Annotated in this window: 13 protein-coding genes; 8 read left to right on the forward strand and 5 right to left on the reverse strand. The window is 63.8% G+C overall.

Annotation, left to right across the window (positions count from 1 at the left end; genetic code table 11):
• Nucleotides 1-2: 2 nt before the first annotated feature.
• Together dapB and ASD87_RS11425 are read right to left on the reverse strand one after the other, a co-directional pair.
• A complete protein-coding gene (dapB, locus tag ASD87_RS11420; protein WP_056321266.1) occupies nucleotides 3-794 on the reverse strand; it encodes a 4-hydroxy-tetrahydrodipicolinate reductase in 792 nt (263 codons plus the stop codon).
• Between the two features lie 16 nt (nucleotides 795-810).
• Nucleotides 811-1,347, reverse strand: a complete 537-nt coding sequence (locus tag ASD87_RS11425; protein WP_056321268.1) for an outer membrane protein assembly factor BamE — start codon at nucleotides 1,345-1,347, stop codon at nucleotides 811-813.
• Nucleotides 1,348-1,501: 154 nt separating this feature from the next.
• On the opposite strand from ASD87_RS11425, the gene fur reads away from it, so the two are divergent.
• Complete coding sequence (gene fur, locus ASD87_RS11430; RefSeq protein WP_056321269.1) at nucleotides 1,502-1,921, forward strand: ferric iron uptake transcriptional regulator; 420 nt, start codon at nucleotides 1,502-1,504, stop codon at nucleotides 1,919-1,921.
• A gap of 117 nt (nucleotides 1,922-2,038) precedes the next feature.
• On the opposite strand, the gene recN is transcribed toward fur, so the two are convergent.
• The gene (gene recN, locus ASD87_RS11435) at nucleotides 2,039-3,700 is read right to left on the reverse strand and encodes a DNA repair protein RecN (protein WP_056321270.1); all 1,662 of its coding nucleotides are present in this window, start codon (nucleotides 3,698-3,700) and stop codon (nucleotides 2,039-2,041) included.
• Between the two features lie 12 nt (nucleotides 3,701-3,712).
• Nucleotides 3,713-4,612, reverse strand: coding sequence for an NAD kinase (locus ASD87_RS11440; RefSeq protein WP_056321271.1), 900 nt, complete (start codon nucleotides 4,610-4,612; stop codon nucleotides 3,713-3,715).
• A 140-nt stretch (nucleotides 4,613-4,752) separates the two neighbouring features.
• Here ASD87_RS11440 and hrcA point away from each other — a divergent pair, with 140 nt between their 5' ends.
• From hrcA to dnaJ, 7 genes are all read left to right on the forward strand, one after another.
• Nucleotides 4,753-5,757: a heat-inducible transcriptional repressor HrcA gene (hrcA, locus tag ASD87_RS11445; protein WP_056321273.1), complete on the forward strand. Its 1,005-nt coding sequence runs from the start codon at nucleotides 4,753-4,755 to the stop codon at nucleotides 5,755-5,757.
• A 45-nt stretch (nucleotides 5,758-5,802) separates the two neighbouring features.
• Nucleotides 5,803-6,918, forward strand: coding sequence for a ferrochelatase (gene hemH, locus ASD87_RS11450; protein ID WP_056321275.1), 1,116 nt, complete (start codon nucleotides 5,803-5,805; stop codon nucleotides 6,916-6,918).
• Entirely contained in the window at nucleotides 6,908-7,144 is a 237-nt protein-coding gene (locus ASD87_RS11455; RefSeq protein WP_056321277.1) for a hypothetical protein, read from the forward strand. Before hemH ends, ASD87_RS11455 begins: the two co-directional genes overlap by 11 nt.
• 127 nt (nucleotides 7,145-7,271) lie before the next feature.
• Entirely contained in the window at nucleotides 7,272-7,829 is a 558-nt protein-coding gene (gene grpE / locus ASD87_RS11460) for a nucleotide exchange factor GrpE (protein ID WP_056321280.1), read from the forward strand.
• A 13-nt stretch (nucleotides 7,830-7,842) separates the two neighbouring features.
• Nucleotides 7,843-8,247 carry a thioredoxin family protein gene (locus tag ASD87_RS11465; protein WP_056321281.1) on the forward strand — a complete coding sequence of 135 codons (405 nt, stop codon included), beginning with the start codon at nucleotides 7,843-7,845 and terminating at the stop codon, nucleotides 8,245-8,247.
• Between the two features lie 84 nt (nucleotides 8,248-8,331).
• On the forward strand, nucleotides 8,332-10,257 hold the full coding sequence (dnaK, locus tag ASD87_RS11470; RefSeq protein WP_056321286.1) for a molecular chaperone DnaK: 1,926 nt from the start codon (nucleotides 8,332-8,334) through the stop codon (nucleotides 10,255-10,257).
• A gap of 109 nt (nucleotides 10,258-10,366) precedes the next feature.
• Nucleotides 10,367-11,497, forward strand: coding sequence for a molecular chaperone DnaJ (gene dnaJ / locus ASD87_RS11475; RefSeq protein ID WP_056321287.1), 1,131 nt, complete (start codon nucleotides 10,367-10,369; stop codon nucleotides 11,495-11,497).
• An 88-nt stretch (nucleotides 11,498-11,585) separates the two neighbouring features.
• Here dnaJ and ASD87_RS11480 read toward each other — a convergent pair whose 3' ends face one another.
• The gene (locus tag ASD87_RS11480; protein ID WP_056321290.1) at nucleotides 11,586-11,867 is read right to left on the reverse strand and encodes a DUF4148 domain-containing protein; all 282 of its coding nucleotides are present in this window, start codon (nucleotides 11,865-11,867) and stop codon (nucleotides 11,586-11,588) included.
• Nucleotides 11,868-12,691: the final 824 nt, after the last annotated feature.

The following is a 12,691-nucleotide window of genomic DNA, read 5'->3' on the forward strand; positions in this document are numbered from 1 at the left end:
AATTACAGCCCCAGCACGGACTGCATGTCGTAAAGACCGTTGGTCTTGCCCTCGAGGAAGCGCGCAGCGCGCAGCGCGCCTTCGGCGTAAGTGGCCCGGCTGGACGAGCGGTGCGTGATCTCGATGCGCTCGCCGATGCCGCAGAACGACACCGTGTGATCGCCAACGATATCGCCGCCGCGCAGCACCGAAAAACCGATGGTGCCGGGCTTGCGCACGCCGGTGTCGCCGTGGCGGCTCCAGGTGGCAACGTCGGGCAGCGCGACGTCCCAGGCCGACGCGATGGTCTCGCCCATCTTCAGCGCCGTGCCGGAAGGCGCATCGACCTTGTTGCGGTGATGGGCTTCGAACACTTCGACGTCGTAGCCGGCGTTCAGGATGCGGGCCGCCATGTCCAGCAGCTTGAGCGTCGCGTTGACGCCCACGCTCATGTTGGGGGCGAACACGATGGCGGTCTTTTGCGCGGCAACCTCGATTGCGGCGCGGCCGTTGTCGTCAAACCCGGTGGTGCCAATGACGGCCTTCACGCCGTGCTTCACGCAAGCCTGCAGATGCTTGAGCGTGCCTTCCGGACGGGTGAAATCGATGAGGCAGTCAGCGCCGGCAAGCGCGTCCAGGTCGTCGGTGATGGCAACCCCGGTCTGCTTGCCCAGCGTGGCGCCGGCATCGCGGCCCAGCGCGGCCGAGCCCGGCACGTCCAGCGCAACGGCCAGTTCCAGGCCGTCGGCCTTCAGGATGGCCTCGATCAACATCTGGCCCATGCGGCCGTTTGCGCCGGCGATAGCAATACGCATAAAAAAGTCCTTGGATTTAACGCAGCGGCTCGGGTGAGATGCCGGGCTGGCCCGGGTACTGGTTGAGCGGGCTGGCGGGTGCATCGGCGTCGCGCTTCTGTTCGTCCTGCTCTTCCTCGGCGCGGGCTTCGTCCCGGGCCAGGCGCTTGTCGGCCTTTTCGTCGGCAACGGCGTCCGGCGTGTTGATCTGGTAGGGCTGCAGATCGGGCTGCTTGTCGCCTTCCCAGCGCGTGAGACGGTCGTTTTCGAACCAGACGGTGAACTTGCGCTCTTGCGGGTTGCCGTAGCCCGGCTTGAAGTAGTACGGGTAGTCCCAGCGATTGGCGTGCAGCACGCTGGTGAGCGTGGGGCTGCCGAGCGCGAAGCGGACTTGTTCACGGGTCATGCCGGGCTGGAGCAGCGCAACCTGTTCCTGCGTGATCCAGTTACCCTGCTGGACCGGCGCCTTGTACGGGAAGCCCCATTTGTTCGAGGTGCAGCCCGCCAAGGCAACGGCCAGGGCGGCAACGGCCAAACCGGTCTTCAGTGAGCGGGAGGGAATACGTGCAAACATGGACACTACGCGCCCCTATTATTTGGAAGCAAGCAAAACCGTTATCATAAAGGTTTCATAAAGATAGTTCCGCGAGGCGGCATGAATTCGGCGAGCCGGCTTGCGGTGACCCCAGTCCTTGCCCATGCCAACGCGGACGGAGAGCGATTACACCATGAGCGACCAAAGCGAACTGAAAAACATGGGTTTGAAGGCGACTTTCCCGCGCCTGAAGATTCTTGATATTTTCCGCAAATCGGGTGAGCGGCACCTGAGCGCCGAAGACGTCTACCGCGCCCTGATCGGCGAAAACGTCGAAATCGGCCTGGCTACCGTCTACCGCGTGCTGACGCAGTTCGAGCAGGCCGGCATCCTGGCGCGCAGCCAATTCGACAGCGGCAAGGCCGTTTTCGAGCTCAACGACGGCGACCACCACGACCACCTGATCTGCACCAACTGCGGAAAGGTCGTCGAGTTCTCGGATCCCGAGATCGAAAAGCGCCAGCAAAAGATCGCCAAGGACAACGCCTTCGCGCTGGAAAGCCACGCGATGGTGCTGTACGGCATCTGCGGCAGCTGCCTCAAAGGCCGCTAAGCCTGGGCGGGCAGCCGTGAGGCCGGTACATCCGGCTGCGTAGCCAAAAACAAAAGCCCCTTCTGAACGAAGGGGCTTTTTGCGTGTCGGGGCCAGTGACGCCGGCAGGCCGCAGACTCAAGGCGTTGTCTGGCCGAACCCTTCCAGCATTTCACGCGCGTGTTCGCGCGTGGTGGCCGTGAGCGTCATGCCGCCCAGCATCCGCGCGATTTCCTCGACGCGGGCCGGGGCGTCCAGCGGTTCGATGCTGGACCGCGTGGTGCCGCGGGACTCGGCCTTGCTGACCAGGAACTGGTTGTTGGCGCACGCGGCCACCTGGGGCAAGTGGGTGACGCACAGCACCTGATGGCGTTCGCCCAGTTCGCGCAGCAGCTTGCCGACGGATTCGGCCACCGCGCCGCCCACGCCGCTGTCCACTTCGTCGAAGATCAGCGTGGGCACGCGCGCCGCGCGGCTGGCGATGACCGACAGCGCAAGCGAGATACGCGACAGTTCGCCGCCCGAGGCGACCTTGGCCAGCGGACGCGGCGTGGTGCCGGCGTGACCGGCCACCAGGAATTCGACCTGTTCGTTGCCGTGCGCGGACGGCGCCGACGGGGCGAGCGTGGGTTCAAAGCGGCCACCCTGCATCGCGAGCGTCTGCATGGCCTGGGTGACCTGTTTGCCCAGATCCTTGGCGACCTTGCGCCGGGCGGTGGTCAGCTTGGCGGCGGCCGCGTCGTATTGCGTCTGTGCCGTGGCCGCCTGGGCGCGCAGCGCGTCGATGTCGCCGGCGGCCTGCAAGGCCGCAAGCTCCGAATGCAGCGATTCGCGCAGCTCGCACAGGGCATCGGGATCGGTGCGGAATTTGCGGGCGGTCTCGAACACCAGTCCCAGCCGCGCTTCCACGTCGGCGAGTCGCTTGGGATCCAGGTCGACCCGGCTGACATAGTTGTTCAGGTCGGACACGGCTTCGCTGATGGCGATGCGTGCCGATTCCAGTTCGTCATGGACGCCCTTGAGGCCCGGATCGTGCCGCAGCATCTGCTGCAGGCGCTGGTTCGCGGCCGTCAGGCGGTGATGCGCCGAATCGCCTTCGCCGTCCAGCATTTCAAGGATTTGCGAGGCGCCATCCAGCAGCGATTGCGCATGCGACAGGCGCGTGTGCTCGGATTGCAGGGCGTCCCATTCGTCCGGTCCGAGGTTCAGCCGGTCCAGTTCGTCGACCTGCCATTGCAGGCGTTCACGTTCAGAGGCCAGGCTTTCGGCGTCTTTTTCGGCCGATTCCAGCTGGCGTGCCAAGGCGCGCCACTGCTTCCACGCCTGGCCAACCGCGTGGCGAAGCTCGCCGTGGCCGCCGTGCGCGTCCAGCAGGTCGCGCTGGGCGTCGGGACGCATCAGGCTCTGGTGCGCGTGCTGGCCATGGATGTCGACCAGGCTGTTGCCCAGTTCGCGCAGTTGCGCCACGGTGGCCGGGGTGCCGTTGATGTAAGCGCGGCTGCGGCCTTGCGCATCGATGACGCGGCGCAGCGAGAGTTCGTCGTCGGCGTCGATTTCGCGTTCGGCCAGCCACGCCTGCAGCGCCGCCGGGGTGTCGAACACCGCGGTGATGTCGGCACGGGCCGCGCCTTCGCGCAACATGCTGGCATCGCCGCGCTCTCCCAGGGTGAGCGCCAGCGCATCGACCAGGATGGATTTGCCGGCGCCCGTTTCCCCGGAAAAGACGGTGAAGCCGGGGCCAAAGTGGATCTCGGTCTGTTCGACGATGACGAAGTCGCGGATGTGCAGGGTGCGCAGCATAAGGGGCGCTAATTACTCTACGTTGTCGGAGGCTTCGGGCATCAGGTTCCAGTGCAGTTTGCGGCGCAGGGTGGAAAAGAAGCTGTAGCCTTCGGGATGCACGAATCGGATGGTGTAGGGCGCGCGCTGCACGACGATGCGGTCGCCCGGTTGCAGGTCGGACCAGGTCTGCATGTCGAAGTGCACGCTGGCGCCGACTTCGACGCGGCCCATGGCCGTGAGCGTCATGTTGAGCACGCCGGTGTCCGGGATGACGATGGGCCGGTTCGACAGCGTTTGCGGCGCCACCGGCACCAGCACCATGGCGTTCATGCCCGGGTGCAGGATGGGGCCATTGGCCGACAGCGCATAGGCCGTGGAGCCGGTGGGCGTGGCGATGATCAGGCCGTCGGCGCGCTGCGTATACATGAAGGCGCCGTCAAGTTCGACCCGGACCTCGATCATGCCGCCGCGGCCCGCGCGGTTCAGGACCACGTCGTTCAAGGCCGACGCGGAATACATCTTTTGGTCGCCGCGCCACACGCTGCCTTCGAGCAGCATGCGGTCTTCGATCTGGAAGCTGCCTTCGAGCACCCGGGCGAGCGCCGCGTGCGCGTCCTGCAGGGCGATGTCGGTGATGAAGCCCAGGCGCCCGTGGTTGATGCCGATCAGCGGCATGCCGTAGGGCGCGAGATGGCGGCTGGCGCCCAGCACGGTGCCGTCGCCGCCCATGACCACGGTGAGCGAGGCGGTCTTGCCGATTTCCTCGAGCGTGGCGATGGGGTATTCGGTCAGCCCGGTATTGCGCGCCGTGTCCGCATCGATCAGCACATGGCGGCCCGCCTGCGTCAGCGCGTGCGCAAGTGCTCTCAGCGGTGTGTCCAGGCCGGTGTCCTGGTATCTGCCGATCAGGGCGACTATAGGAAAATGCATGGCTGCGTAAGAATGAAAAGGGCGAAACCGCAAAGCTGAACGCGCCCAGAATGGGCCAATTAGCCGATTATATGGGGCCGTATATTGTGTTGCGGGACAAAAATCGCCTCAACCTGAAAAGATTCCCTAAAATAGCCGCTATGGATGACCGCGCACGCGCTTTACTGAAAGCGTTGATAGAACGCTACATCGCCGATGGGCAGCCAGTCGGCTCGCGGACGCTATCTAAAGTCTTTGACTTGTCTCCGGCCACCATCCGCAATGTCATGGCGGACCTGGAAGAGCTGGGACTGATCCACAGTCCGCACACCTCCGCCGGCCGTGTTCCCACGCCGCGCGGATACCGCATGTTCGTCGATTCGCTGCTGTCGGTGCAGTCGTACCAGCTGCAGCCGCACAACATGGGCGAAATGCTCTCGGCCGCCGAACCTACCCGCGCCGTCAATGCGGCCGCGGCGCTGCTGTCCAACCTGACGCAGTTCGCCGGCGTGGTCCTCACGCCCAAGCGGGCGCAGGTGTTCCGGCAGATCGAATTCATCCGCCTGTCCGACAAGCGTGTCCTGCTCATCATCGTGACGCCCGATGGCGACGTGCAGAACCGCATCCTTTTCGTCCAGCGGGATTACTCCGAATCCGAGCTCCTGGAAGCCGGCAACTTCTTCAACATGCACTTCGCCGGCAAGTCGTTCAATGCCGTGCGCCAGACGTTGTCGACCGAGCTGGCCCAGTTGCGGGAGGACATCTCGCGCCTGATGCAGGCCGCCGTCGAGGCCAGCGCCGAAGCCGCCGAGGACGGCGATGCCGTGGTCATATCGGGCGAACGCAAGCTGCTGGACGTCACCGACATCGCGTCCGACATGGACCGGCTGCGCAAGATGTTTTCGCTGTTCGAGAAAAAAACCGATCTGCTGCAATTGCTGGACGTCTCGAGCCGCGCGCAGGGCGTGCAGATCTACATCGGCGGCGATTCGCAACTGGTGCCCCTGGAAGACGTCTCCGTCATCACGGCGCCTTACGGCGTGGACGGCAAGGTGGTCGGCACCCTGGGTGTCATCGGTCCGACCCGCATGGCCTACGAGCGTGTCATACCCATCGTGGACATCACAGCGCGCCTGCTGTCCAACGCCCTCAGCCACAACCAGTAGTCCCATTCAAAGCTACATCCTCCTTGCGGAGGAAGGGGAGTTTTTGTGTTTCTTCGCCTGTTCAAGTATCTCTGGCCTGAGCGCTACCTTCCTGAGCCCCACCAAGAAGACCCCTTCAACGAGGATCCGCCGCCGCGCGTGCCCGGCAAGGTCGGCGTGCTGCTCGTCAACCTGGGCACCCCCGACACGACGTCGCCCAAGGACATCCGCAAGTATCTCGGCGAATTCCTCTCCGACCCGCGCGTCATCGAAATCCCGCGCTATCTCTGGAAGCCCATTCTGCACGGGATCGTGCTCGTGCGCCGGCCCAAGCGGCTGGAGCCGCGCTACGCCGGCATCTGGATGGAGGGCGGCTCGCCCCTGATGGTCTACAGCCAACGCCAGACCGACGGCGTTCGCGCCGCCCTGCAGGCGGCTGGCGTGGATGCCGTGGTCGAGCTGGGCATGCGCTATGGCAACCCCTCCATCCCCCAGGTGATCGCAAATATGCGCAATCAGGGCTGCGAGCGCATCCTGACGGTGCCGCTGTATCCCCAGTACGCCGCCAGCACCACCGCCACCGTGGTCGACGCGGTCACCCGCTACATGGGCAAGCTGCGCGATCAGCCGGAGATGCGCTTCATCAAGCGTTTTCACGACGAGCCCGCCTACCTGGATCCGCTCGCCGCGCGCATCGAGCGCTACTGGGCCGAGCATGGCAAGCCGCAGAAACTCGTCATGAGCTTTCACGGCCTGCCGCGCTACTCCATCGAACTGGGCGATCCCTACTACCGCGACTGCATGGAAACCGCCCGGCTCCTGGCGCAGCGGCTGTCCCTGCCCCGCGACCAGATCGAAGTGACCTTCCAGAGCCGATTCGGATCGGCCCGCTGGCTGGAGCCCTATACCGAGCCGACCCTGAAGGCCCTGGCGGCCTCCGGCGTCACGGAGGTCGATGTGGTGTGCCCGGGATTTGTGGCAGACTGTCTGGAAACCCTGGAAGAAATCAGCCTGGAATGCCGCGACGCCTTTCTCGAGGCGGGGGGCAAACAGTTCCGTTACATTCCTGCCATCAATGACGACCCGGCCTGGATCGCGGGGCTGTCCAGTCTGGTGGAACGAAACTTGCAGGGGTGGATACCAGCAGCCACGGACTTGAAGGAGAAGGCGCATGCACCATGATCCCAAGACTGGAAAGACGGTCAAGAAGGGCAAAGTCACCACTCCCGTCGACGAGGACCGCGTCGAACATGACCTGGACGAGGCCCTGGCCGATACCTTCCCGGCCAGCGACCCGGTCGCGATTCCATCGGATCCGGACGCCGATGACAAGCGCGTGGACCGCGCGCTGAAGGAAAGTTTTCCGGCCAGCGACCCCGTGGCCCCCGCCCAGCCCAGCAAGAAGTAGCCGTTCGGTCAGCGGGCGCCCGGCCTTCGGGCCGCGCCCCGGGGAATATTTCGCTTAACCGGGCTTGAATTAGGGGTATTGGCCCCCATTCATGTCTGCGAAAGCCATTCTTTTTGGAGGATTCCCCATGACGGCACCCCACGAGCCTGCTGACCAGGCGCCCGAAGTCGGCCAGAGCGCCGATGCGGCTCCCGCCGCCCAGGACGCCGCGCAGGCCGAGCTGAACGAGTTGCGCGCCCAGTTGGACGCCGCCCAGGCTACCGTCAACGAGCAGCACGACCAGCTTCTGCGTGTGCAAGCCGAAGCCGAAAACGTGCGCCGCCGCGCCCAGGAAGAAGTATCCAAGGCGCGCAAGTTCGGCATCGAGTCGTTCGCCGAAAGCCTGGTTCCGGTCAAGGACAGCCTGGAAGCTGCCCTGGCCCAGCCCGATCAGACGGTCGAAACCCTGCGCGAAGGCGTCGAAGTCACCCTCAAGCAGCTTGCCGCCGCGTTCGAGCGCAATCTGCTCAAGGAAATCGCGCCGGCCCAGGGCGACAAGTTCGATCCGCACCAGCACCAGGCCATTTCGTCCATTCCCAACGAGCAGCCCGCTAACACGGTGGTGCAACTGCTGCAGAAGGGCTATGTGATTGCCGACCGTACCCTGCGCCCGGCGCTGGTGGTCGTGTCGGCCGGCCAGGGCTGAACCGCGTCCCACCATGACCGACCCGCGCTTTGACCCGGCCCAGGTATTCCGGGTGTTCGGCATGCGCCATGTCGACACCGCGGGATTCGATGCGGCCGTGGTGCAAGCGCCCGGGGCGGACCTGCGCTGTGTCTTCCTGTGGGGCCAGGATTGCTACAACTGCAATCTGTTCAAACAGGCGGCGCTGCTGCACCAGGAAACGCTGGTAGGGCTTGGCCTGACGTGGTTCGAAGCCGATGTCTATGCGGATGAGCCGCTGGGACGCCGCTTTTCGTTGCATGGCGTCCCCACTTTTGTGCTGTACCGGTCCGGCAAGCGCCTGGGGCGCATCACCGGCTGGCCCGGATTGCCCCAGTTCACGGCGGCGATCCACCGCCTGCAGGAATCGGGCGCCGAAAATTCCAGCCCGGCGTCTTGAAAAACCCTTTGGGCAGCCCCAGTTATGGGGGGACAAGCAGTTTTCCCCAATTTTTCATAGATTTAATAATCAAGGTAACCCACCATGAGCAAGATTATTGGCATTGACCTGGGAACGACCAACAGCTGCGTGGCTGTCATGGACGGCGGGCAGGTCAAGATCATCGAAAACGCCGAAGGTGCTCGCACCACCCCCTCCATCGTTGCTTACATGGATGACGGCGAGACTCTGGTCGGCGCGCCTGCCAAGCGCCAGGCCGTGACCAACCCGCGCAACACGCTCTACGCCGTGAAGCGCCTGATTGGTCGCAAGTTCGAAGAAAAGGCAGTGCAGAAGGACATCAACCTGATGCCCTACGCCATCGTCAAGGCCGACAACGGCGACGCCTGGGTTGAAGTGCGCGGCAAGAAGATGGCGCCTCCCCAAGTGTCGGCTGACGTGCTGCGCAAGATGAAGAAGACCGCCGAGGACTACCTGGGCGAAGAAGTGACCGAGGCCGTCATCACCGTGCCCGCCTACTTCAACGACAGCCAGCGCCAGGCCACCAAGGACGCCGGCCGCATCGCGGGCCTGGAAGTCAAGCGCATCATCAACGAACCCACCGCCGCGGCGCTGGCGTTCGGCCTGGACAAGACCGAAAAGGGCGACCGCAAGATCGCTGTCTATGACCTGGGCGGCGGCACGTTCGACGTGTCCATCATCGAAATCGCCGACGTGGACGGCGAAAAGCAGTTCGAAGTGCTGTCGACCAACGGCGACACCTTCCTGGGCGGCGAAGACTTCGACCAGCGCATCATCGACTACATCATTGCCGAGTTCAAGAAGGAACAAGGCGTTGACCTGTCCAAGGACGTGCTGGCGCTGCAACGCCTGAAGGAAGCCGCCGAAAAGGCCAAGATCGAACTGTCGTCCGCGCAGCAGACCGAAATCAACCTGCCGTACATCACGGCTGATGCCTCCGGTCCCAAGCACTTGAACCTGAAGATCACGCGTGCCAAGCTGGAAGCGCTGGTCGAAGAACTGATCGAACGCACGATCGAGCCCTGCCGCGTCGCCATCAAGGACGCCGGCGTGAAGGTCTCCGACATCGACGACGTGATCCTGGTCGGCGGCATGACCCGCATGCCCAAGGTTCAGGAAAAGGTGAAGGAATTCTTCGGCAAGGATCCGCGCAAGGACGTGAACCCCGATGAAGCCGTCGCCGCTGGCGCCGCCATTCAGGGCTCCGTGCTGTCGGGCGACCGCAAGGACGTGCTGCTGCTGGACGTCACGCCGTTGTCCCTGGGTATCGAAACCCTGGGCGGCGTCATGACCAAGATGATCCAGAAGAACACCACGATCCCGACCCGGTTCTCGCAGACGTTCTCGACCGCCGACGACAACCAGCCGGCCGTGACGATCAAGGTGTTCCAGGGCGAGCGCGAAATCGCTGCGGGCAACAAGGCCCTGGGCGAGTTCAACCTCGAAGGTATCCCGCCGTCGCCGCGCGGCATGCCGCAGATCGAAGTCACGTTCGACATCGACGCCAACGGCATCCTGCACGTGTCCGCCAAGGACAAGGGCACCGGCAAGGAAAACAAGATCACCATCAAGGCCAACTCGGGTCTGTCGGAAGACGAGATCCAGCGCATGGTCAAGGATGCCGAGGCCAACGCCGAGGAAGATCACCGCGTTGCCGAACTGGCCCAGTCGCGTAACCAGGCCGATGCGCTGGTGCATGCCACCCGCAAGTCGTTGACCGAGTACGGCGACAAGCTCGAAGCTTCCGAAAAGGAAAGCATCGAAGCCGCCATCAAGGACCTGGAAGACACGCTGAAGGAAGGCGACAAGGCCGCGATCGACGCCAAGGTGGAAGCCCTGTCGACCGCATCGCAAAAGCTCGGCGAAAAGATGTACGCCGACATGCAGGCGCAGCAAGCCGCCGGCCAGCAGCAAGCGGCCGACAACGCGAAGCCGGTGGACGACAACGTCGTCGACGCCGACTTCAAGGAAGTCAAGCGCGACCAATAATGGCCGGGCGCTGACCTGCCTCTGCCGCCCGGTAGCCGGAGAAATCCGCCTACCGGGCGAACTCATTCTGTAGCACTGAAAAGAAGGCTCGGTTTCGAGCCCACGGATCATGGCAAAACGCGACTATTACGACGTCTTGGGCGTGGCAAAAAACGCCTCGGACGACGATCTCAAGAAGGCCTATCGAAAGCTGGCCATGAAATACCATCCGGACCGCAATCCGGACAGCAAAGAAGCCGAAGAGAAGTTCAAGGAAGCCAAGGAAGCCTACGAGGTCCTGGGCGATGAGCAAAAGCGCGCCGCGTACGACCGCTACGGTCACGCCGGCGTCGACCCCAATGCCGCCGGCATGGGCGGCGCGGGCATGGGCGGCGGTTTCGCCGACGCGTTCGGCGACATCTTTGGCGAAATCTTCGGCGGCGGCGGCGGCGGGCGTCGCGGCGGAGGTCCCCAGGTGTACCGCGGTGCCGACCTCAAATACGCGCTGGAAATCACCCTCGAACAGGCAGCCGCCGGTTTCGACACGGAAATCCGCGTCCCCAGCTGGGAAAACTGCGACACCTGCCACGGCTCCGGCGCCAAGCCCGGCACCTCGCCCAAGACCTGCCGCACCTGCGGCGGCTCGGGCGCCGTGCGCATGCAGCAAGGCTTCTTCAGCGTCCAGCAAACCTGCCCGACCTGCCACGGCAACGGCAAGGAAATCACCGACCCGTGCCCGTCCTGCGACGGCGTTGGCCGCATCCGCCGCAACAAGACCCTCCAGGTCAAGATCCCGGCCGGCATCGACGACGGCATGCGCATCCGCTCCAGCGGCAATGGCGAACCCGGCATCAATGGCGGGCCTCCGGGCGACTTGTATGTGGAAATCCACATCAAGCAGCACAAGATCTTCCAGCGCGACGGCGACGACCTGCACTGCGAGCTGACCATCCCGTTCACCACCGCGGCATTGGGCGGCGAACTTCAGGTGCCCACGCTGGGCGGCAAGGCCGAGATCTCCATCCCCGAAGGCACCCAGTCCGGCAAGACCTTCCGCCTGCGCGGCAAGGGCATCCGCGGCGTGCGCGGCAGCTACCCCGGCGACCTCTACTGCCACGTCGTGGTGGAAACGCCGGTGCGCCTGAGCGAAGACCAGAAGAACATCCTGCGCCAGTTCGAAGCGTCGTTGAACGACGGCGGCGACCGCCACTCGCCGCAAAGCAAATCCTGGACGGACCGCGTCAAGGAATTCTTCAGCTGATCACGCCGATCTTCAACAAAAAAGCCGCGACGAGAGTCGCGGCTTTTTTTTCGGGCCTTTCAATATCGGCCCGCCCACATCCGGCTGCTTATCGAGCGACCGGCGGGTAATCCAGTTCGCCAAAGGTGTATTCGCCATTGGCCTTGGCTTGTTGAAGCTCGGCCCGCACTTCCTGTTCGGTCAGGCCGGAGGTGCGGGGCAAAGCGGCGGGATAGTCCATTTCGCCAAACGTGTACTGGCCGGTCAGCTTGGCTTCCTGCAACTCGGCCGCGACCTGAGAGCCGGACTTCCCGTGTTCAGCGCCCGCCGCATGTGCGCCGGTGCTGGCCAGGGCCAGGGAAAAGAACAGCGTGGTGGCCAGGATTTTCATGTGTGAGAGCTCCAGTTTGTTTTAAGAGAGATCGAGCCCTGCGTCGCTGCCTCACGACCCAGTCCATATCAAGTGGGCCGATGCGGCGTACCGTAAGAAACTCGAATAAACCCGCACGCATGAAACCACCTTCCAAATAGCCAAGAAATCGAAGGGTTTCTAAAAATTACGGATATGCGGAATGCGGATGCCGGAGCCAGTCGCTGACACCCCGCTGCATTCACTAGCCACTATCGCCGGATACAGCCACCCCGTACTCAGATCCAGCTTCCCGCAGCTTGCCATCCGCGCGCAGCGAGCACCCGAAACCGAACCACATCGCGTAAGCGCTGCGAGGCCGCCCGCGCGGCCGACGCAGCGCGGGCCCCGCAAGATCCTCCAAACAACTAAAACCGCGAAAAAAACGCCAAGCAAACCACCCGCCCCGACGCCCGTCTTGTTTCCGACACCGCGAGCCCGGTGTGGCTGCGGTGCCCGGTGCGTGGGGCGTCGATAAGCCCAACGGAATCCGAAGGAATCGCCGTAGGCGATGACGAGGATGAGGCAGGGGAAGTCCGGAGCGAAGGCTCCGGACCGCAATCGTGGCCCCGCGCGCCGGGCGCCGTGGCCGCGCCGGGCGCCATAAGAGCCCAGATCCCCGCCAGTCCTGAACCGGCAAAAAAAAAGAGACCGTGACGCATCGCCACGGCCTCTCCGCTACTGCTACTGCAACTACTAATCCAGCAACTTCAAACTTCAACTGCGAACTTCAACTGCGAACTTCAACTGCTGACTGCAACTACATCACAGCAACTTCAACTGCTACCTCAACTACAACTGCAACT

This window comes from Achromobacter sp. Root170, assembly GCF_001428165.1.
GTDB classification, from domain to species: Bacteria; Pseudomonadota; Gammaproteobacteria; order Burkholderiales; family Burkholderiaceae_B; genus Achromobacter; species Achromobacter mucicolens.

Bases quoted from the DNA above. Each gene is read 5' to 3' on its own strand.
- dnaK (WP_056321286.1), top strand. From the start codon at position 8,332: ATGAGCAAGATTATTGGCATTGACCTGGGAACGACCAACAGCTGCGTG.
- dnaJ (WP_056321287.1), top strand. From the start codon at position 10,367: ATGGCAAAACGCGACTATTACGACGTCTTGGGCGTGGCAAAAAACGCC.
- hrcA (WP_056321273.1), top strand. From the start codon at position 4,753: ATGGATGACCGCGCACGCGCTTTACTGAAAGCGTTGATAGAACGCTAC.
- ASD87_RS11440 (WP_056321271.1), bottom strand. From the start codon at position 4,612: ATGCATTTTCCTATAGTCGCCCTGATCGGCAGATACCAGGACACCGGC.
- dapB (WP_056321266.1), bottom strand. From the start codon at position 794: ATGCGTATTGCTATCGCCGGCGCAAACGGCCGCATGGGCCAGATGTTG.
- ASD87_RS11455 (WP_056321277.1), top strand. From the start codon at position 6,908: ATGCACCATGATCCCAAGACTGGAAAGACGGTCAAGAAGGGCAAAGTC.
- ASD87_RS11465 (WP_056321281.1), top strand. From the start codon at position 7,843: ATGACCGACCCGCGCTTTGACCCGGCCCAGGTATTCCGGGTGTTCGGC.
- ASD87_RS11480 (WP_056321290.1), bottom strand. From the start codon at position 11,867: ATGAAAATCCTGGCCACCACGCTGTTCTTTTCCCTGGCCCTGGCCAGC.
- ASD87_RS11425 (WP_056321268.1), bottom strand. From the start codon at position 1,347: ATGTTTGCACGTATTCCCTCCCGCTCACTGAAGACCGGTTTGGCCGTT.
- fur (WP_056321269.1), top strand. From the start codon at position 1,502: ATGAGCGACCAAAGCGAACTGAAAAACATGGGTTTGAAGGCGACTTTC.
- grpE (WP_056321280.1), top strand. From the start codon at position 7,272: ATGACGGCACCCCACGAGCCTGCTGACCAGGCGCCCGAAGTCGGCCAG.
- recN (WP_056321270.1), bottom strand. From the start codon at position 3,700: ATGCTGCGCACCCTGCACATCCGCGACTTCGTCATCGTCGAACAGACC.